21 protein-coding genes and 1 riboswitch are annotated in these 19568 nt (G+C 71.3%); of the genes, 14 read left to right on the top strand and 7 right to left on the bottom strand.

Annotated elements, in window-relative coordinates:
• Nucleotides 1–91: 91 nt before the first annotated feature.
• Entirely contained in the window at nt 92–1075 is a 984-nt protein-coding gene (locus ACTMTJ_RS04025; protein ID WP_441214672.1) for a pectate lyase family protein, read from the top strand.
• A 25-nt stretch (nt 1076–1100) separates the two neighbouring features.
• Here the strand turns inward: ACTMTJ_RS04025 and ACTMTJ_RS04020 are convergent, their stop codons facing one another.
• Nucleotides 1101–1568: a MarR family winged helix-turn-helix transcriptional regulator gene (locus tag ACTMTJ_RS04020; RefSeq protein ID WP_441214671.1), complete on the bottom strand. Its 468-nt coding sequence runs from the start codon at nt 1566–1568 to the stop codon at nt 1101–1103.
• Between the two features lie 106 nt (nt 1569–1674).
• Here ACTMTJ_RS04020 and ACTMTJ_RS04015 point away from each other — a divergent pair, with 106 nt between their 5' ends.
• Genes ACTMTJ_RS04015 through ACTMTJ_RS04005 form a run of 3 tightly spaced genes read left to right on the top strand, consistent with a single transcriptional unit; the run spans nt 1675 to nt 4205 of the window.
• Nucleotides 1675–2118 carry a GNAT family N-acetyltransferase gene (locus ACTMTJ_RS04015; RefSeq protein WP_441214670.1) on the top strand — a complete coding sequence of 148 codons (444 nt, stop codon included), beginning with the start codon at nt 1675–1677 and terminating at the stop codon, nt 2116–2118.
• Nucleotides 2119–2138: 20 nt separating this feature from the next.
• The gene (locus tag ACTMTJ_RS04010) at nt 2139–3257 is read left to right on the top strand and encodes a 5-methyltetrahydropteroyltriglutamate--homocysteine S-methyltransferase (protein WP_441214669.1); all 1119 of its coding nucleotides are present in this window, start codon (nt 2139–2141) and stop codon (nt 3255–3257) included.
• 6 nt (nt 3258–3263) lie between these two features.
• Nucleotides 3264–4205, top strand: coding sequence for an ABC transporter substrate-binding protein (locus tag ACTMTJ_RS04005; protein WP_441214668.1), 942 nt, complete (start codon nt 3264–3266; stop codon nt 4203–4205).
• 275 nt (nt 4206–4480) lie between these two features.
• On the opposite strand, the gene ACTMTJ_RS04000 is transcribed toward ACTMTJ_RS04005, so the two are convergent.
• Nucleotides 4481–5863 (bottom strand): cellulase family glycosylhydrolase, encoded by a 1383-nt coding sequence (locus tag ACTMTJ_RS04000; RefSeq protein WP_441214667.1) that lies wholly within the window; start codon nt 5861–5863, stop codon nt 4481–4483.
• 230 nt (nt 5864–6093) lie between these two features.
• Here ACTMTJ_RS04000 and ACTMTJ_RS03995 point away from each other — a divergent pair, with 230 nt between their 5' ends.
• From ACTMTJ_RS03995 to ACTMTJ_RS03955, 9 genes are all read left to right on the top strand, one after another.
• Complete coding sequence (locus ACTMTJ_RS03995; protein ID WP_441214666.1) at nt 6094–6681, top strand: CDP-alcohol phosphatidyltransferase family protein; 588 nt, start codon at nt 6094–6096, stop codon at nt 6679–6681.
• 121 nt (nt 6682–6802) lie between these two features.
• Nucleotides 6803–7675, top strand: coding sequence for a DUF881 domain-containing protein (locus tag ACTMTJ_RS03990; protein ID WP_441214665.1), 873 nt, complete (start codon nt 6803–6805; stop codon nt 7673–7675).
• Nucleotides 7672–8004: a small basic family protein gene (locus tag ACTMTJ_RS03985; RefSeq protein WP_308715871.1), complete on the top strand. Its 333-nt coding sequence runs from the start codon at nt 7672–7674 to the stop codon at nt 8002–8004. Before ACTMTJ_RS03990 ends, ACTMTJ_RS03985 begins: the two co-directional genes overlap by 4 nt.
• Nucleotides 8005–8008: 4 nt before the next feature.
• Nucleotides 8009–9043, top strand: coding sequence for a DUF881 domain-containing protein (locus ACTMTJ_RS03980; RefSeq protein WP_441214664.1), 1035 nt, complete (start codon nt 8009–8011; stop codon nt 9041–9043).
• 15 nt (nt 9044–9058) lie between these two features.
• A complete protein-coding gene (gcvH, locus tag ACTMTJ_RS03975; RefSeq protein ID WP_441214663.1) occupies nt 9059–9439 on the top strand; it encodes a glycine cleavage system protein GcvH in 381 nt (126 codons plus the stop codon).
• Between the two features lie 118 nt (nt 9440–9557).
• Nucleotides 9558–10004, top strand: coding sequence for an oxoglutarate dehydrogenase inhibitor Odhl (odhI, locus tag ACTMTJ_RS03970; protein ID WP_441214662.1), 447 nt, complete (start codon nt 9558–9560; stop codon nt 10002–10004).
• A gap of 51 nt (nt 10005–10055) precedes the next feature.
• Nucleotides 10056–10700 carry a transcriptional regulator FtsR gene (ftsR, locus tag ACTMTJ_RS03965; protein ID WP_441214661.1) on the top strand — a complete coding sequence of 215 codons (645 nt, stop codon included), beginning with the start codon at nt 10056–10058 and terminating at the stop codon, nt 10698–10700.
• Between the two features lie 117 nt (nt 10701–10817).
• On the top strand, nt 10818–11282 hold the full coding sequence (locus ACTMTJ_RS03960; protein ID WP_441214660.1) for a bifunctional nuclease family protein: 465 nt from the start codon (nt 10818–10820) through the stop codon (nt 11280–11282).
• A gap of 129 nt (nt 11283–11411) precedes the next feature.
• Nucleotides 11412–11987, top strand: coding sequence for a MerR family transcriptional regulator (locus ACTMTJ_RS03955; RefSeq protein ID WP_441214659.1), 576 nt, complete (start codon nt 11412–11414; stop codon nt 11985–11987).
• Nucleotides 11988–12818: 831 nt separating this feature from the next.
• Here the strand turns inward: ACTMTJ_RS03955 and ACTMTJ_RS03950 are convergent.
• From ACTMTJ_RS03950 to mgrA, 4 genes are all read right to left on the bottom strand, one after another.
• Nucleotides 12819–13349 (bottom strand): hypothetical protein, encoded by a 531-nt coding sequence (locus tag ACTMTJ_RS03950; RefSeq protein WP_441214658.1) that lies wholly within the window; start codon nt 13347–13349, stop codon nt 12819–12821.
• 10 nt (nt 13350–13359) lie between these two features.
• A complete protein-coding gene (locus ACTMTJ_RS03945; RefSeq protein ID WP_441214657.1) occupies nt 13360–13893 on the bottom strand; it encodes a hypothetical protein in 534 nt (177 codons plus the stop codon).
• Nucleotides 13890–14915 carry a LuxR C-terminal-related transcriptional regulator gene (locus ACTMTJ_RS03940; protein WP_441214656.1) on the bottom strand — a complete coding sequence of 342 codons (1026 nt, stop codon included), beginning with the start codon at nt 14913–14915 and terminating at the stop codon, nt 13890–13892. Before ACTMTJ_RS03940 ends, ACTMTJ_RS03945 begins: the two co-directional genes overlap by 4 nt.
• A gap of 106 nt (nt 14916–15021) precedes the next feature.
• Nucleotides 15022–16014, bottom strand: a complete 993-nt coding sequence (gene mgrA / locus ACTMTJ_RS03935; protein WP_441214655.1) for an L-glyceraldehyde 3-phosphate reductase — start codon at nt 16012–16014, stop codon at nt 15022–15024.
• A gap of 70 nt (nt 16015–16084) precedes the next feature.
• Nucleotides 16085–16171: riboswitch (glycine riboswitch) on the top strand.
• A gap of 68 nt (nt 16172–16239) precedes the next feature.
• Between mgrA and gcvP the strand changes: the two genes are divergently transcribed.
• Nucleotides 16240–18999, top strand: coding sequence for an aminomethyl-transferring glycine dehydrogenase (gcvP, locus tag ACTMTJ_RS03930; RefSeq protein WP_441214654.1), 2760 nt, complete (start codon nt 16240–16242; stop codon nt 18997–18999).
• Nucleotides 19000–19127: 128 nt separating this feature from the next.
• On the opposite strand, the gene ACTMTJ_RS03925 is transcribed toward gcvP, so the two are convergent.
• Complete coding sequence (locus ACTMTJ_RS03925; protein ID WP_441214952.1) at nt 19128–19328, bottom strand: DUF5999 family protein; 201 nt, start codon at nt 19326–19328, stop codon at nt 19128–19130.
• Nucleotides 19329–19568 lie beyond the last annotated feature (240 nt).

The following is a 19568-nucleotide window of genomic DNA, read 5'->3' as shown; positions in this document are numbered from 1 at the left end:
GTCCTCCGGGCTACCGCTTCGCCGCGCCCGCCGGTGCCGATCTGCCTCGCGCCGGCCGTGCACGGCGCACCGTCCCATGGGAGGTTTCCTCATGACGCTCCACCGCACCGACCACACCGAACGCCCGCGCTCGCGCCGCTGGCGCGGACCGGCGATCGGCGCCGCCGCACTGGCACTCGCCGCGGCCGGCGCCCTGGTCGCGATGCCGGAGGCGTCCGCCGCCACGTTCAACATGCAGGGCTGGGCCACGCAGGGCGGCGGCACGAGCGGCGGCGGCAGCGCCTCGCCGGTGACCGTCACCACCTCGTCCGACCTGATCAGCAACATGCAGGCCAGCGGCGCCCGGGTCATCCGGGTCTCCGGCACGATCTCGATCAGCGGCATGCAGAAGGTGGCGGCGAACAAGACCATCATCGGCGTGGGCAGCGGCGCCACCATCACCGGCGGCGGGCTCAACGTGGCCAGCGTCAGCAACGTCATCATCCGGAACATCAACTTCCGGAACTGGGGTGACGACGCGATCAACGTGCAGTACTCCACCCGCGTGTGGATCGACCACAACAGCTTCAGCAACGGCAGCGACGGCGCCGTCGACATCAAGCGCGCGTCCGACTACGTCACGGTGTCGTGGAACCGCTTCTTCAGCCACGACAAGTCGATGCTGCTCGGCCACTCCGACAGCAACGGCGGCGAGGACCGGGGCAAGCTGCGGGTGACGTACAACAACAACTACTTCGACGGCAGCAACCAGCGCCACCCCCGGGTCCGCTTCGGCAACCCGGTGCACGTGTTCAACAACTACTACCGCAACGTCGGCAGCTACGGCGTCGCCTCCACCTGCGAGGCCGGCGTCCTCGTCGAGGGCAACTACTTCGAGAACGTCGAGGACCCGTTCCACCGCGGTGAGGGCAGCTCGCCGGCCGGCTCGCTGGTCGCGCGCAACAACCACTTCGTCAACTCGGGCTCGGGTGACCAGGGCGGCAGCGTCCGGAGCATCCCGTACTCGTACCAGATGGACAGCGCGAGCAGCGTCAAGGCGTCGGTGACGAGCGGCGCCGGCACCGGCAAGATCTGAGGTCTCGCCCGGACGCCACCCGCTCTCAGCAGGTGGCGTCCGGGTCGAGCCGGGCGAGGACGGCCGCGCTGATCTCGTCGAGCTGGGTGATCTGCTCCGGGGTGAGCGCGTCGAAGACCACCGACCGCACCTTCTCCACGTGGCCGGGCGCGGTCTCCACCACCTTCTGGTATCCCTCGTCGGTGAGCACCGCCACGTAGCCGCGGCCGTCTTCGGGCGTGCGCTCGCGGCGCACCCACCCGCGCTCCTCCAGCCGCCCGACGAGGTGGGAGAGGCGGGACTGGGAGCCGTTGGCGAGCGCGGCCAGCTCGCTCATGCGGAGCGAACGGCTGGGCGCCTCGGAGAGCATGGCCATCACCCAGTAGCCGAAGTGTGTGATCTGCGCGTCCTGCTGGAGCTGGGTGTCGAGCGTGCCGGGCAGCTGCATCACCACGGCCGCGAACCGCCGCCAGGCACGCTGCTGCTCGGCCGTCAGCCAGCGCGTCTCCTCCACGGTCGAATTTTACCGGCGCGCCCCGCTCCCAAGTGGGCAGCCCTTTACCCGCCTCGATGGGTAAAGGGCTGCCCTCTTGGTAGCGGGGCGTCGTAGCCTGCGTGGCATGCACGTGGCGTTGCGGGACGCGACGGCGGCCGACGGCGACTTCTGCTGGGCGCTGCGCCTGGTCTCGCTCCGGCCCTACGTCGAGGCGACGTGGGGCTGGGACGAGGAGGTGCAGCGCGGCTTCCACGAGCGGGGCTTCGACCCGACAAAAACAAAGATCATCCTGGTGAACGGGCGGGAAGCCGGCCGCCTCGACGTCGACCGCCGCCCGGACGGGATCTTTCTCGGGCTGATCGAGCTGCTCCCGGTGTACCAGGGAAGGGGTGTGGGTGGGCGGCTGCTGCGCGAGCTGATCGCGGAGGCCGCCGAGCGCGGGCAGGCGATCTCGCTCGAGGTGCTCGTGGTCAACACCCGCGCGCACGCCCTATACACCCGCCTCGGATTCCGCGAGACCGGCCGCGACGCGCTGAAGGTGCGAATGCGTATCGATACTTATGGTTAGTTTGGGTCTATCGTGAGCGGATGGATGCGCGTAACCGCCCACCATTCCGCGCCGACCACGTCGGCAGCCTGTTGCGACCCGCCGCGCTGCTGCGCGCACGGGAGGACCGCGCCGCCGGCCGTATCACCGCCGACGAGCTCCGCGCGGTCGAGGACGACGCGATCACCGAGGTCGTCCGCATGCAGGAGGAGGTCGGCCTGCGCTCGGCCACCGATGGCGAGTTTCGCCGGACCTCCTGGCACATGGACTTCATCTACCAGCTCGGCGGCATCGACCCGGCCGACGAGAAGCTGACCGTGCGGTTCTTCAACGACGAGGGGACGCTCGAGTTCAGCTCGGCGGCCCTGCGCGTGCACGACCGCGTCTCGCTCGCCCAGCCCATCTTCACGGACGCCTTCACCTACCTCCAGTCGCAGGTCAAGACCAACATCCCCAAGCTCACCATCCCCTCGCCCAGCATGGTCCACTACCGCGGCGGCCGGGCGGCGATCGACACCGCGGTCTACCCGGACCTCGACCAGTTCTGGGACGACCTCTCCGCCGCGTACGCCGAGGAGGTGCGCCAGCTCGGCCTGCTCGGCTGCACCTACCTCCAGCTCGACGACACGAGCCTGGCCTACCTCAACGACCCGCGGCAGCGCGAGCTCGTCGCGGCGCACGGCGGCGACCCGATGCACCAGCACGAGCGGTACATCCGGCAGATCAACGCCGCGCTCGCCGGCCGCCCGCCCGAGATGGCCGTGACCACCCACATGTGCCGGGGCAACTTCCGCTCCTCGTGGGCCGCCGAGGGCGGATACGACTTCGTCGCCGAGGCCCTCTTCAACCAGCTCGACGTCGACGGCTTCTTCCTGGAGTACGACGACGCCCGCTCCGGCGGCTTCGGCCCGCTGCGCTTCGTGCCGCCCGGCAAGATGGTCGTGCTCGGGCTGGTCACCACCAAGCGCGGCGAGCTGGAGAGCAAAGACGACCTCAAGCGCCGCATCGACGAGGCGGCCCGGTACGTGCCGCTGGAGCAGCTGTGCCTGTCACCCCAGTGCGGCTTCTCGTCCACAGTGGAGGGCAACACGCTCACGTACGACGAGCAGGTCGCCAAGCTGCGCCTCGTGGTGGAGACCGCGACAGAGGTCTGGGGGTGAGTCGTCATGCGCCGGCTCTCGTTCGTCGTCGTGTGCGTGCTGCTCTTCGGCTGCGGCGGTTCGCCGGAGGAGTCTCCGGCCCCGGGTCCGGACAAGGTTAACGTCGGCGTCATCGCCATCCTCGACGTGGCACCCATCTACCTCGGCAAGGAGAAAGGCTTCTTCGCCAACCGCGACATCGACCTCACCCTCACCCCCGCCCAGGGCGGCGCGGCGATCGTGCCCGCGGTGGTGAGCGGCCAGTACCAGTTCGGCTTCAGCAACGTGGTGAGCCTGCTGCTCGCCCAGTCGCAGCGCCTGCCGCTCAAGGTGGTGAGCAACGGCAACAACTCCACCGGTGAGGACGGCAAGGACTTCGGCAGCGTGCTGGTACGCGCCGACAGCCCCATCCGCACCGCCGCCGACCTCGCCGGCCGCAACATCGCCGTCAACACGCTCCGCAACATCGTCGACACCACCGTCCGCGCGTCGGTCCGCGAGGCCGGCGCCGACGCGTCCTCGCTGCGCTTCACCGAGCTGCCCTTCCCCGACATGCCCGCGGCGCTCCAGGGCGGCAAGGTGGACGCGGCCTTCATGGTCGAGCCCTTCCAGTCCGCCGCCCGCGCCCAGGGCGCCCGCTCGGTGGCGTCGAGCTACGTGGACGCCGCGCCCAACCTGACGGTCGCGGTCTACTTCACCTCGACCGCCCTGATCGACAGCGACCCCGACCTGGTCCGCCGCTTTTCCGAGGCGATGCGCGAGTCGCTGGCCTACGCCGACGCCAACCCGGACGAGGCGAGGCGCGTCATCGGCACCTACACGAAGATCACGCCCGAGGTGATCGCCCAGGTCACGCTCCCGAAGTGGCCCCCGGAGGTCAACCGCGCCTCGGTGCAGACCCTGGCCGACCTGGCCCTACAAGACGGCCTCCTGGAGTCACCCGCCGACGTGAACGCCCTACTCCCGTAAGCCCATCATGATCGTTAGCCCGATACGGCCGCTCCGACCGGCGAGTCACGCCCTTTTCGGGCTAACGATCATGAGCCATCCCGGCCAGTGGGCCGAATCGCCCGCTTACCGGGACGCGGTGTGCGCTGGCCCGCGACCGCATGCCCACCGCAACCACCCACCAACAACGTGAAACAAGGCCGGGCGGCCCCGTCCGGAGCCCGAGGCCCCGCCGGAGGCGGGGTAACCGCAACCAAAGGGGCCCCGCCAGCGCGGCGGGGCCCCCAAGAAACCGATCAGCTGGCCGTACAGGTAGGAGTCGGGTTGGTGTTGGTGCCGTTCCAGGTGCCGATGAAGCCGAACGCGGTGGTGGCCCCCGCGCCCAGATTGCCGTTGTAGGTCATGTTGCGGGCGGTCACGCTCGATCCGCTCGACGTCACCTGCGCGTTCCAGGCCTGGTTGACGGTCTGTCCGGACGGGAAGGTCCAGGTGACCGTCCACCCGCTGATCGCGGAGCTGCCGGCGGTCACGCGCACCTCGCCCTGGAAGCCGCCGCCCCACTGGTTGGCCACCGCGTACGTGACCGAGCAACTGCGCCCCCCGGGCGGGGGCGAGGTGGTCGGTGCGGTCGTCGGCGGCGTCGTCGGCGTGGTGGTCGGCGGGCGGCTGGTCGTGGGCGCCGTGGTCGGGTTGCCGCCGAACCAGCTCAGCTCCCGCGAGGTCTGCCGGATGCCGTTGGCGCCGTTGATGATCCGGGTGCCCCACGACGTCAGCTGGGCGGGGTTGAAGTTGGTGACCATGTCGAGGTATTCGACGCCGCCGCCGTTGCCGCTCCAGCTCCAGCCGATGTACCCGATGCCGTTGGCCTGGGTGTACGACATGATGGTGTCTTCGTCGGGGTTGCCGTCAGAGTGGTTGTGGCCAAACTCGCCGACCACGATCGGCAGCCCCGCGGTGCGGAAGCGGCCCAGGTAGTCGGTGATCTCCGCGGCGGTGTCGAAGACGCCGTACATGTGCACGGAGAAGACGGTGTTGCGCTGCGGGTCGCTGTTGAAGACCGTCTGCGCGTTGTCGCGCATGATGAAGCGCCAGTCCTGGCCCCAGTTGGGCGCGTCCACCATGATGAGGTGCTCGAAGCCGGCGTTGCGCAGCCGGCCGATCGCGTTGGACGTGGCGGTGGGCCAGGTGGCACTGACCTGCTCGTTGTTGCCGAACGGCTCGTTGCCGATGTTGATGATGACGAAGTTCTCGGTGCCGGCGAGCGCGCTGCGCTGGCTGATCCAGTAGCTGGCCGCCTGGTCGAGCGTGGCCGCCGCGCCCTCCTCGCCGTACCCGGTGGTGTCGTGCACCTCGAGCACGCAGAGCAGGCGGTTGGTGCGGCACAGGTTGACGACCGTGGGCAGGTCGTTGCTCGGGCCCCAGCGCTGGCCGCTGCCGAGCACCACGCGCACGGTGTTGGCGCCGGTCGCCTTGATGTTGGCGAACGAGCTCGTCTGGCCGGTGTACCAGACGTGCGGGTGGCTGACGCCGCGCATCACGACGTTGGTGCCGTTGGCCTCGACGACTCGGCCGCCGCTGACCCGGAGGCCCACGGCGGCGTCGGCCGGCTTGACGAAGAAGAGGACCGACGCGAGCAGGGCGAGGGCCGCCGCGCCGACGATCGCGATTTTGCGTTTCATGGATCACCTCGTAAAGGAGCCCAAAGGGCATCGGACGGGGGCTGTGCCCGAAGCCCCACGCAAAGACCACCCGGCTCCCTGGGTGACGGCATCAGCGTAGATGAATGGAGTACTCAAATCAACCGGTTAAGTTGCGGCCGGAGGGAGGTCAGGCGGGGTGTGCCGCGCACCCCCCAAAGGTGAGGTGGATATAGTGCAACGGCTGCAAGGGGGGAGCGGAGGGAGGCTCGGTGTCGCATCAGGGCGCCCAGGCTTCCCGGGTCCTCACGATTCCCAACGCGATCAGCTTCGTGCGGCTGCTCGGCGTGCCGCTGTTCCTCTATCTTCTGCTGGGCCCGCGCTCCGACGTCGCCGCGGTGGTCGTCCTCGCCATCGGCGGCACCACCGACTGGGTCGACGGATACGTGGCCCGCCGCCTCCAGCAGGTCAGCCGCCTGGGCGAGCTGCTCGACCCGGCCGTCGACCGCCTGTACATCCTCGCCACGCTCGTCGCGTTCACCGTGCGCGAGGTGGTGCCGTGGCAGTTCACCGCCGCGCTGCTGGCCCGCGAGCTTGTGCTGGTGGCGAGCCTGGCGGTGCTCCGGCGCCACGGGTACGGTCCGCCGCCCGTGCACTACGTGGGCAAGACGGCCACGTTCATCATCCTGGCCGCCTTCCCGGTGCTGCTGCTCGCGCACGCCTCCGACGGCGCGGCGCCGGTGGCCTTCCCGATCGGCTGGGGGCTGGCCTGGTGGGGGCTGGTCCTCTACTGGGTGGCCGCGGCGCTCTACGTCGTGCAGACCGCCCAGCTCGTGCGCGCCCGGGCGGTACAGCGGTGAGCGAGCGAGTTGGCGCGGCGGCGTCTGGACTGAGCTGGCCCGTCGACGAAGTCGGGGTTTCGGGCCGGCGAGGGAAGACGTCGCCTTCAGCGCCGCACGAGCGAGCGAACCCGGAGGCTCGGTGAGCGACAACGACAAGACCCGGGTGTACGCGCCGGACTTCCTCACCGAGCTGTTCCGCAACCCGCTCGACCAGGGGTACGCGGACGCCGCCAAGCGCAAGGCCATCGCCGGCGAGCCGCGCGGCTGGCGGGCGACCGGCGTGCGGGTGGTGAGCGCGCTGACGCTGGTGGCGGTCGGGTTCCTGCTGGTGGTGGCGTACAGGCAGACGGTGGCCGACGAGCCCTCCCGCAGCCAGGCGCGGGCCGGCCTGGTCGACCAGATCGGGCAGCGCCAGGACGCCACCGACGCGCTCCAGCGCGAGGCCGACCAGCTGCGCGACGAGGTGGCCCGCCAGCGCGACGCGGTGCTCGACGACCGTGACGCGGCCCGGCTGCGCGACCAGGAGGCGGCCGCCGGGCTGGCGCGCGTGCGCGGCGACGGCGTGGAGGTGCGGCTCGACGACGCGCCGGACGCCGTCGACGCGGTCACCGGCGCCGGCAAACCCGACCTGGGCCGGGTGCTCGACCGCGACCTCCAGGAGATCGCCAACGCGCTGTGGAGCGCCGGCGCCGAGGCCATCTCGATCAACGACCAGCGGCTCACCGCCACCTCGACGATCCGGGCGGCCGGCTCGGCCATCCTGGTCGACTTCCGGCCGGTCAAGCGCCCGTACGTGGTGCGCGCGATCGGCCCGGACGACCTCGACGACGACTTCAAGGACAGCGACACGGCGCGGCTCTTCCGGGCGCTGGTCGAGGACGAGGGCATGTCCTTTTCGGTCCGGCAGGTCGACAACCTCACCCTGCCGGCCGCGTCCGACCCGCACCTGCGCTACGCGACGCCGTCGCCCACCGCCACGCCCACCCCTCGCGCCACGGAAGGCGGAAAATGATCGCGGTACTCGCCCTGGCCGTCGGCGTCGTGCTCGGTGTCCTGCTGGACCCGACCGTGCCGGCGGCGCTCCAGCCGTACCTGCCGATCGCGGTGGTGGCCGCGCTCGACGCCGTGTTCGGTGGCGTCCGCGCCCGGCTCGACGGGATCTTCGACGACAAGCAGTTCGTGATCTCCTTCATCTCGAACGTGCTGGTCGCCGCGCTTATCGTGTACCTGGGCGACCAGCTCGGCGTGGGCGGGCAGCTCTCCACCGGCGTGGTGGTCGTGCTGGGCGTGCGGATCTTCGGCAACGTGGCGGCCATCCGCCGGCGGCTCTTCAAGGCGTAATGACATGAGCGACGATCACAAGCCATCTGGTACCGGCTGGCCGGAGCCGGACGAGGAGCCGGAGACCGAGCGGCTGAGCCTGGCACCCGAGCCGGACGAGGAGCTCGGCCAGCAGACCGTGCGCCTGGACGTCCCGGGTGGGCCCGAGGAGGCCCCCGGGCACGAGACCGTGCGCCTGGACATGCGCGGCGCGGCCGCCACCGGCCAGGAGACCGTGCGGCTTCCCGCGGGTCCGCCCGACCCGGACCCGGCGCCCGAGCCGGAGTCCGCGAGTGACGACGCGGCGCCGGTACCGGATGAGGAAGCGGAACGGCGCGCGGAGGGTGAGCGGCCGGCGGCGGGCAAGCGGCGGATCAGCTCGGCCGGTGTGGTGATCGCGGTCCTGCTGGCGCTGCTGGGTTTCACGCTGGTGGTGCAGGTCAAGAGCAACTCGGCCGACTCGGGCCTGGCGTCCGCGCGCCAGGAGGACCTGGTGCGGATCCTCTCCGACCTGGACGCGCAGGAGGAGCGGCTGCGCGACGAGATCCAGGACCTGGAGGACAGCCAGCGGCAGCTCACCTCGGGTGCGCAGGGGCGGCAGGCGGCGCTCGACGAGGCCACCCGCCGGGCCGACGAGCTGGGCGTGCTCGCCGGCACGCTGCCGGCGCGCGGGCCGGGGCTGACCGTGCGGTTCCAGGAGGGTTCGGAGCGGCTCAAGGCCTCGGCGATCCTCGACGCCGTGCAGGAGCTGCGCGGCGCGGGCGCGGAGGCGATGCAGATCGCCGGCGCGGACGGCAACGCGGTGCGGATCGTGGCCTCGACCTGGTTTCTCGACTCCGACGGCGGCATCCAGGTCGACGGGCGCAAGCTCTCCGCGCCCTACACGATCTCGGTGATCGGCGAACCGCGGACCATGGAGACCGCGCTCCAGATTCCCGGCGGGGTGGTGGAGTCGGTGGAAAACGACAGCGGTACGGTGATCGTGCAGGAGCAGGACGTGGTCGACGTGTCGGCACTCCGCGCTCCGACCAGCCTCCAGCACGCGCGTCCCACCTCTTGATGTGAAGGAACGTCTGTGATTCCTGAGGATCTGCGATACACGGCCGAGCACGAGTGGGTGGCCGGGGCGAGCGGTGGGCCGGTGCGGGTGGGCATCACCCACTTCGCCCAGGACGCGCTCGGCGACATCGTCTACGTCCAGCTGCCCGACCCGGGCACGGCGGTGACGGCGGGGGAGGCGTTCGGCGAGGTCGAGTCGACCAAGAGCGTTTCGGAGATCTACGCGCCGCTGACGGGCACGGTGGCCGCCCGCAACGACAAGCTGGCCGAAGAGCCGGAGGTCATCAACACCGACCCGTACGGCGAGGGCTGGCTGGTCGAGATCGAGCCCGCCGACCCGGCGGCCGTCGAGGGGCTTTTGACCGCTTCCGCCTACCGTGAGTTGACGGCGAGCTGACACCGCGCGGCTTCTGCCCGCGCGTCCGGTTGACCCTGTATTTCGGCGCTGGCTAGGCTCGCCCAGTCGAGCCAGACCTGTGTTCAGCGCTGCCCGAATAGATCCGTGAGGTGGTCAGATGACTCGCCCAGACGACGAGTTTCCCCCACTCGACGTCACGTCCACGCTCAACCTGGGCTCGCTCGACGAGGTCCTGGAGGGTCCCGACGCGGACGTGGTGCCGAGCCGCATGTCCGGCTCGCTGCCGCCCGGCATGGCGCTGCTCGTCGTGCGGCGGGGGCCCAACGCGGGCGCGCGCTTCCTGCTCGACCACGACGTGACGACCAGCGGCCGCCACCCCGACAGCGACATCTTCCTCGACGACGTGACGGTCTCCCGGCGCCACGCCGAGTTCCACCGCGACGGCGGCACCTTCACCGTCCGTGACGTGGGCAGCCTCAACGGCACGTATGTCAACCGCGAGCGGGTCGAGGCGGCCACGCTCAGCAATGGCGACGAGGTGCAGATCGGCAAGTTCCGGCTGGTGTTCATCGCCGGGCCGCGCCCGGACGAGGACGGCCGGTAGGGAGTGTCGGCTTCGCCCTCGCCGGCCGGCCCGCCTTCGCCGTCGGCTCACATGAGCATCGGCGAGGTGCTGGCTGAGCTGCGCGCGGAGTTTCCCGACACCACCATCTCCAAGCTGCGCTTCCTGGAGGCCGAGGGGCTCGTCGAGCCACGGCGCACGGCGGCCGGCTACCGCAAGTACAGCTGGGAGGACGTCGCCCGGCTGCGGTTCGTGCTGAGCGCGCAGCGCGACCAGTACCTGCCGCTGCGCGTGATCCGCGAGCAGCTCGCCCAGCGGGACGCCACTCCGGTGCGTTTGGTGGCGGTCGGCCCCGCGCCGGAAGGCGACTCCCGGCTCTCCCGCGACCAGCTGATCGAGCGCTCAGGGCTGGACGAGCCGACGCTGGTCGAGGTCGAGCGGCTGGGCCTGCTCGCCCCGATCGCCCCCGGCCGCTACGACGCCGACGCGCTGGCCGTCGCCACGGCGGTCGCCGGCCTGGCCGCGTTCGGGCTGGAGCCGCGCCACCTGCGCGCCTACCGTTCGGCGGCCGATCGCGAGGTGGGCCTTTTCGCCCAGCTGGTGGCGCCGCTGGCGCGCCAGAACGACCCGGCGGCCCGGGCCCGCGCCGCACAGACCGCCGACGACCTGGTGCGCCTCTCACAGCAGTTGCACGCGGCACTCGTGCGGGCGGGGCTGCGGGAGGCGTTGGGGCGCTGAGGTTTTTTGGGGCCGTTGGCCCAGGTGTCGTTGACACAAACCGTGGGGGACGGGCCACCGGCGGCCCGTGTACCGTGACGGTGAGGGCGGGAAAGACACAACCACACGGAGGCGGCGGTGCGCGAGCTGAGCGTGGTCGGGGTGCGGGTGGAGCTGCCCAGCAACCAGCCGATCGTGCTGCTCAGGGAGGTCGAGGGCGACCGTTACCTGCCGATCTGGATCGGCGCGGTCGAAGCCACCGCGATCGCGTACGAGCAGCAGGGCGTGAAACCGGCCCGGCCACTCACCCACGACCTGTTGCGCGACATCCTGGCGGCCCTCAAGGCGCCGCTGCGCGCGGTCGAGATCACCGAGCTGAAGGAAAACGTGTTCTACGCCGACCTGCTCATCGGCGACGGCCTCCGCGTCTCCGCCCGGCCGAGCGACTCGATCGCCCTCGCGCTCCGCGTGGGCGCCCCGATCCGCTGCGCCGACCAGGTGCTGAGTGAGGCCGGCATCGTGATACCCGACGAGCAGGAAGACGAAGTGGAGAAGTTCCGGGAGTTCCTGGAGCAGGTCCGCCCGGAGGACTTCGCGGGGTGATCCGTCGCCCACGGGCGGCGTGTCGTGCGAATGCTTCCCCGGGAACCCTCCAGGTGCGCTATAGGGTTGGGCCGTTCCCGGGCCCTTTTGCGAGCGGCAGCTTGCACGGCCCCGTTGGGAGGTTGCCACATGGATGAGGGTTCCTCCTCCGCCGCCGCCGTGGGTGGCGTCGAGGTCGACACCGTCGGATATCGCGGCGTGACCGCCTGCCACGCGGTCGGGATCAGCTACCGCCAGCTCGACTACTGGGCGCGCACGGCGCTGGTGGTGCCGAGCATCCGGGACGCCTCGGGCTCCGGCACCCAGCGGCTGTACTCCTTCCGCGACCTGGTCGTGCTCAAGGTGGTCAAGCGCTTGCTGGACGCCGGCGTCTCCCTCCAGAACATCCGCAAGGCCATCGAGACCCTCCGCTCCCGCGGCGTCGAGGACCTGGCCGGCATCACGCTCATCTCCGACGGCACGACGGTGTACGAGTGCCGCTCGCCGGAGGAGGTCGTCGACCTGCTCCAGGGCGGGCAGGGCGTGTTCGGCATCGCGATCGGCGGCGCCTTCAAGGAGATCCAGGGCTCGCTCTCCCACCTGCCCGCCGAGCCCGCGGCCGGCGCCCCGGTGACCACGGAGGCGGCCGAGGAGGAGGCGGACGACGACTCCGGCGCCGTGGGCGACGAGCTGGCCGCCCGCCGAGCCCGCCGCCGCGCCGGCTGATCCTCCACCACCGCGCCTGCCGCGCCGGCTGACCCTCCACCACCGCGCCTGCCGCGCCGGCTGACCCTCCACCACCGCGCCTGCCGCGCCGGCTGACCCTCCACCGCCCCGCCCGCCGCGCCGGCTGTGCGCCCGCGACACCGGCCGCAGCCGCTGAGCGTGCGCGCAGGCCGAGATCGGTGCGCCGGCGGCGCCCGCCCCTGGGCCCCCGATGTGACAGCGCTCACCGCGGCACCGCACGGCCCTGCCGTCCAACACCCCTGCGACCGACGCCGAGGGGCCCAGGCCGACCCTTCACACAGCGATGCTCTTTTACCGGCGCGGGTGTGGCGTGCGCTCCGCGCGGACAGGTGGCTAGGTGGAGATCGCCTGCCGAGGGGATCATCACCCCTGGGTCTGGTTTTCCCCATCTCTGAGGCGGCCCAGGGTCGTGGGGCGCTTCAAGCCGACCGTCCGCCCCACCTCGGAGGTCACAAAGCGTGAGCGGGCAGCACGACCGACTTTCAGATCTAGGACGCTTAGGGTTGATATGGCGCCCAAACTCTCCAAGATCTGGAATCCTCGGCAGCTCGCGCCGTCACGGCGTTACTCCGGCGACGAAGTCTCCGCGGCGACGGCAGGAAACAGACAAAGCGCCCCGGCCGCGGAGGGCTTGAACCGCGGACCCGGCAGCGGAGGCCGGGGATTCTCGGCTCGCGCTGGCGAGCCGCCGGCCGGAGCGGTGCCCGCGGGAAAGCACCCCAAAAAAACGCTCCGCCGCGCTCCACGTTTTCCCGGGGACCCCGCGCATACGGTCCGCAGGTGACGCGGACCGGGGCAGAAATGAAACCCCTAGACGCAGGTGGCGCAGTTGGGCTGGGTGCTGTAGGGGTCGCCGGGGGTGACCTTGATCGTGCCGAGGTCGGGCAGTGGCGGCAGCGGCGGCAGCTCCTGGCCGGGGCGGCGCGGCGGCTGGTCGCAGGCGACGAGGCGGCCGGGGGCGTACGCGAGGCAGACCCCGATCAGCGGACCGGTGTGCTCCTCCACGGCCGGGTCGATCGCGCCCTCGAAGAAGGTCCGGCCCTCGTCGTAGGGGCGCAGCCGCGACTCGATGACGTACGCGCGCGGCGTCGTCTCGTCGGGGCGCTGCACGAAGTAGACGAAGCCGAAGCGTTCGTCCGCGTCGGGGGTCTCGCAGGGCTCGATCCACCCGGCGAGCCAGGTGACCAGGCGGCCCATGTCGTCTTCGGCGTCCCACTGGCCGGTGAACTCACCGTCCGCGCAGGTCAGCCGCGTGGCCCAGGTCTCGGCGGCGGCGGCCGGGGAGGCCCCCAGCAGCAGTGTCGCCACCAGCGCGATGGCGAGTGTCGCTCGGCGCTTCAACGGTCCTCCTTCAGACGCAGGTGGCGCAGTTGGGCTCGGTGCCGACCGGGGCGAACGGTGACACAGGCAGCCCGGCCAGGTCGTGTGTGGGCGGCAGGGGCGGGCGCGGCGGGCCGTCGTCGGTGAGGGGCTGGACGCAGTCGACGAGGTGGCCCGGGCCGTAGGCGAGGCAGACGCCGATCAGCGCGCCGTTGTTGTGCTCGACGGTCGGGTCGATGGTGCCCGCGAACGTGGTCTGGCCCGGGGCGTACTGGCGCAGCCGCTCGTAGAACACGTAGCCGACCGGGCCGGGTGCCTCGCGGTCGCGCACGTAGTAGACGAAGCCGAAGCGCTCACCCTCGCCGGCCGGGCCGCACGGCTCGATCGTGCCGGAGAGCCAGGTGGTGGTGCGGCCCTGGTCGTCTTCGCCGATCCACTGGGCGGCGATGCCGCCGCTGGCGCAGGGGAGCTGGGTGCTCCACGACGGGTCGGCGTGTGCGGCCGTGGCGGCCGAGGTGGCCAGCACCAGCGCGGCGGCCAGCACGGCGAGGGCACGGCGGATCATCGGTCATCCTCTCCCGCGGGCGGGGGCGGCTCGGCCGGCTGCGCGGTGCGCATCGCGCCGATCGCGAGGCCGAGCTGGAAGCGGTTGTCGACGCCCAGGCGGTCCATCAGGCCGCGCAGGATGTAGGACACGGAACGGGCGCTGATGCGCAGCTCGCGAGCGGCGCTTGCGTCGGTGTGACCGCGCGCGAGGAGCTCGATGAGCGAGCGTTCGCGGGGGTCGAGCGCGATGTCGTACAAGGTGTGCTCCTGCGGCGGCTGGGCGGTCTCCCAGTGCCGTTCGAAAAGGGCGACCAGGGCGGAGACGACCGGTGGCTGCGCCACCTCCAGGTAGCCCCGGCTGAAGTCGGCGGGGGCGACCGGGAAGAGCGCGACCTTGCGGTCGACGACGATGAGCTTCATCGGAACGGACGGAGCCTCCCGGTACTCCGGACGGCGTCCGTCCGGTTTTCCGGGCGGCGGGGAGAGCCACCGGCGGTCGGGTGGCTGCACGCCGAGCACGCGGACGCGGACCCCATGGTCGACCAGCGCGCGGTCCATGGGGGCGGCCGAGCGGCTCGACTCGGTGTCGAACCGCGGCTCGGTGTTGATCGCCAAGTGCTCGTGGCGGGCGATCCGCACCAGCTCGGCGAGGCGGTCGCGGGTGGCGGCCCGGCTCGGCAGGTGCCGCAGGTCGTCGCCGAGCGGCAACGGCTCGCGCGCCTCCTGCGCCCCTGTGCGCACCAGCCGGAGCCGGGCCCGGCGCCGGTCCGCGATCACCTCGTCGGGTGGTCGCGGGGTCCAGATCAGCCCCCGGCGCGGCGTCGTCGGACCGGTGCGCGCGGCACCGGCGGCGGCGAGCTCGTCGAGGGCGGCCTGGACCCGCCGCCGGGACATGCCGAGGCTCCGCTCGAGGTCTGCCGCGGCCGCCGGCCCGAACGTGACCAGCGTGCGGTAGACCAGATCCGCGTCCGGCGACATGCCCCAAGGCACCAGTGACGGTGCCGGTGGCGCCGTCGCCAAGGCGTCGCGGGATCGAAGCATCGACACCTCCCCCGTGCGGGGCCCATGCAACCAGCCTGCGTCAAACCGAAGCCACGCCCGTGACCTCTTCGTGACCTGATCTTGCAGTAAAGCGCACCTGAGCGGGCTACTCCGTGGCGTACTTGTCGATCTCGGCGAGCTCGTCGCCGGTGAAGCCGAGGTTGTCGAGCGCGGCCACGTTGGCCTCCAACTGGGCCACGCTGCTGGCGCCGATGATGAGGCTCGTCATGCGCGGGTCGCGCAGCGCCCAGGCGAGCGCGAGCTGGGCGAGCGACTGCCCCCGCCGGCCGGCGATCTCGTTGAGCGCGCGCACCTTGCCCATCGTCTCGTCGGTCAGCGCGCTCTCCTGGAGGAACCCGCCGGTGGCGATCCGCGAGTCGGCCGGGATGCCGCCCAGGTAGCGGTCGGTGAGCATGCCCTGGGCGAGCGGGCTGAACGCGATGCAGCCGGCGCCCGCCGCCTCCAGCGTGCCGAGCAGCCCGTCGCGCTCGATCCAGCGGTTGACCATCGAGTACGACGGCTGGTGGATCAGCAGTGGCGTGCCCAGCTCACGCAGCACCGCCGCGGCGGCCGCGGTCTGCTGGGAGTTGTAGTTGGAGATGCCGACGTAGAGCGCCTTGCCGGAGCGCACGATCTGGTCGAGCGCCGCCATCGACTCCTCGACCGGAGTGTCCGGATCCGGGCGGTGGTGGTAGAAGATGTCGACGTAGTCGAGGCCCATCCGGCGCAGCGACTGGTCGAGCGACGAGATCAGGTACTTGCGGGAACCCCACTCGCCGTACGGCCCGGGCCACATGTAATAGCCGGCCTTGGAGGAGATGACCAGCTCGTCGCGGTGGGCCCGGAAGTCGGTCGCCAGCACCCGCCCGAAGTTTTCCTCCGCGGCGCCGGCCGGCGGCCCGTAGTTGTTGGCCAGGTCGATGTGGGTCACGCCGAGGTCGAACGCGCGCCGCAGGATCTCCCGCTGGGTGTCGAGCGGGCGGCCGTGGCCGAAGTTGTGCCACAGGCCGAGCGAGATCGCCGGCAGCCGGAGCCCGCTGCGCCCGGCGCGGCGGTAGGTCATGGATTCGTAGCGGTCAACCGCGGCTTCGTAGGTCACGCCGTGACCTTAACCGCATCCTGTGACACGTAGCCGAAACACGGATCCTGGTAGGTTGAACCTTGCCGGTACCACCCGCGCGGGAGAGACCGTTACACGGCGCCGAAGGGGCAAATCCTCCCCGGAACCTCTCAGGCAAAAGGACCGCGAGGGCAGGCGACTCTGGAGCGCGCAGTGGCGCGACAGAGGGGGAGGTTGGACAGCCGACCTTCCCGGGAGTCGCCGATGAGTTTCGCCGCCCGCCACATCGGACCGTCCGCCGCCGAGCAGCGGCGCATGCTGGAGACCGTCGGCTACGGCTCGCTCGACGAGCTGATGGACGCCGCGATCCCCGAGGTCATCCGCTGGCACGACGGGCTCGACCTGCCGCCGGCCGCCACCGAGGAGGAGGCGCTCGCCGAGCTGCGCGCGCTCGCCACCCGCAACACCGTGGCGGTCTCGATGATCGGCCTCGGCTACCACGGCACCCACACGCCGGCCGTGATCCGCCGCAACGTGCTGGAGAGCCCCGCCTGGTACACGGCGTACACCCCGTACCAGCCGGAGATCAGCCAGGGGCGCCTGGAGGCGCTGCTCAACTTCCAGACCATGGTCGCCGACCTCACCGGCCTCACCACCGCCAACGCCTCCATGCTCGACGAGGCGACCGCCGCGGCCGAGGCGATGACCCTCGCCCGCCGCGCGAGCAAGAGCCCCAGCCAGGTGTACGTGGTGGACGCCGACGCGTTGCCGCAGACTCTCTCCGTCATCCAGACCCGCGCCGAGCCGCTGGGCATCACGGTGCGGGTGCTCGACCTCGACGCCGAGCCGCTGCCGGACGAGTTCTTCGGGCTCCACCTCCAGTACCCCGGTGCCTCGGGCGCGGTGCGCGACCACGCCGCGCTCGTCGACGGCGCGCACGCCGCCGGTGCGCTGGTGACCGTCGCCGCCGACCTGCTCGCGCTGACGCTGCTCCGCCCGCCGGGCGAGATCGGCGCCGACATCGCCGCCGGCACCACCCAGCGCTTCGGTGTACCCATGGGATTCGGCGGTCCGCACGCCGGCTACCTGGTGGTGCGCGCGGGCCTGGAGCGGATGCTGCCCGGGCGGCTCGTCGGGGTGTCCCGCGACGCGGACGGCGCCCCGGCCTACCGGCTGGCGCTGCAAACCCGCGAGCAGCACATCCGGCGTGAGAAGGCGACCAGCAACATCTGCACCGCCCAGGTGCTGCTCGCCGTGATGGCCAGCATGTACGCGGTCTACCACGGTCCCGAGGGCCTGCGCGCGATCGCGTCCCGGGTGGCCGGCCGGGCCGCCACGCTCGCGGCGGGCCTGCGGGCCGGCGGGATCTCGCTGGCCTCGGACGACTTCTTCGACACGGTGACCGCGGTGGTGCCCGGACGGGCTTCCGCCGTGGTCGCGGAGGCGGCCGCGCGCGGCGTCAACCTGCGGCTCGTCACGGACGACGCGGTGGGCATCGCCTGCGACGAGACGACGACTTTGTCGCATTTGTCGGCGGTGTGGGCGGCCTTCGGCGTCGACCCGGTCGAGCCGGTCACCGCCACGGTGCCGCTGCCGCGGTCGTCGGAGTACCTCACCCACCCGGTCTTCCACAGCCACCACTCCGAGACCGCCATGCTGCGCTACCTGCGGCGGCTCGCCGACAAGGACTACGCGCTCGACCGCGGCATGATCCCGCTCGGCTCCTGCACGATGAAGCTCAACGCCACCACCGAGATGGAGCCGATCACCTGGCCGGAGTTCGCGGATGTGCACCCCTTCGCGCCGGCCGCCCAGGCGACCGGCTACACCGCGATGATCTCCCAGCTCGAGGGGTGGCTGGCCGAGATCACCGGGTACGACGCGGTGAGCGTCCAGCCCAATGCCGGCTCCCAGGGTGAACTGGCCGGGTTGCTGGCCATCCGCGGATACCACCTGTCGCGCGGCGACACGGGCCGCACCGTGTGCCTCATCCCGTCCAGCGCACACGGCACCAACGCGGCCAGCGCGGTGATGGCCGGCATGCGCGTGGTCGTGGTGGCCTGCGACGCCGACGGCAACGTCGACCTCGTCGACCTCGACCGCAAAATCGCCGATCACCGTGACTCGCTGGCCGCGGTCATGGTCACCTACCCGTCCACCCACGGCGTGTACGAGACGGGCATCGCCTCGCTCTGCGCCAAGGTGCACGACGCGGGCGGGCAGGTGTACGTCGACGGGGCCAACCTCAACGCGCTCGTCGGGTACGCCAAGCCGGGGCGGTTCGGTGCCGACGTGTCGCACCTCAACCTGCACAAGACGTTCTGCATCCCGCACGGCGGGGGAGGCCCCGGCGTCGGCCCGGTGGCGGTGCGCGGGCACCTCGCCCCGTTCATGCCCACGTCGGTGTCGGCGGCGCCGCACGGCTCGGCGGGCATCCTGCCGATTCCGTGGGCGTACCTGCGGATGATGGGGCCGGACGGGCTGATGCGGGCGACCGGCGCCGCGGTGCTCGCCGCCAACTACGTGGCCGCGCGGCTGCGCGAGCACTACCCGGTGCTGTACTCGGGCAACAAGGGTCTTGTCGCCCACGAGTGCATCCTCGACCTGCGCCCGCTGACCAAGGCGACCGGCGTGAGCGTCGACGACGTGGCCAAGCGCCTGATCGACTACGGCTTCCACGCACCGACGATGTCGTTTCCGGTGGCCGGCACCCTGATGGTCGAGCCGACGGAGTCGGAGGACCTGGCCGAGCTCGACCGCTTCTGCGACGCGATGATCGCCATCCGCTCGGAGATCGATTCGGTCGCTTCGTGGGGCGGGGACAACCCGCTCGCCAACGCGCCGCACACGGCGTCGATGGTCACGGCGGACGAGTGGACCCACCCGTACCCGCGCTCGGTGGCCGCCTATCCGGCGGGGGTGGACCGGTCCGCGAAGTACTGGCCGCCGGTCCGGCGCATCGACGGAGCGTTCGGCGACCGCAACCTTGTGTGCGCGTGCCCGCCGGTCGACTCCTACGCGTGACGACATGGCCGCGCGGTGTTACGGCCGGCCTTATCGATGAGGGACGACGGTGTCCGTCGAGAGCCTCAGCCCGCGAACGTTGGGGGCGAGGCTGGTGGCATGCTCACTCAGATGGAGCGTGCCGGGTCTCAGGCGGCGAGGGCGTGGCGTGCCGGGCCGCGGTGGGGGGCGATGGTCCTGCCGTCGGGCAGAAGCTCACCGGTGTCCTCGAAGACGATTACGCCGTTACAGAGAAGGCTCCAGCCTTGCTCCGGGAAACACGCGACGACGCGTGCGGCATCCCTGTCGGTGGCTTCAGCGGAGGGGCAGGACGGTTGGTGCGGACACATCGGGTTCTCCGGACTGTGGGGGTGCTGTGTCACGGTTCACATGACCAGTGACGCACGCTACCAAGCAGAACGACACTCTTTCGAACAAGTAATGGCACTAACACGGGAGAATCCACCCTTCGGATGAGGCACTTCGGACCGGTCGTACTGGGAACGCTCCCAACACAGTCCAACGTTGTCAGCGGGGCGCAGCCTTCCCGTTACCGCGCGTTCAGAGAGCGTTGCCGCGTCGAGTGGCGG

This window comes from Phytohabitans sp. LJ34 (assembly GCF_052068095.1).
Lineage (GTDB): Bacteria > Actinomycetota > Actinomycetes > Mycobacteriales > Micromonosporaceae > Phytohabitans.
The sequence above is the reverse complement of the archived record's forward strand: the minus strand, read 5'-3'. Positions and strand labels throughout refer to the sequence as shown.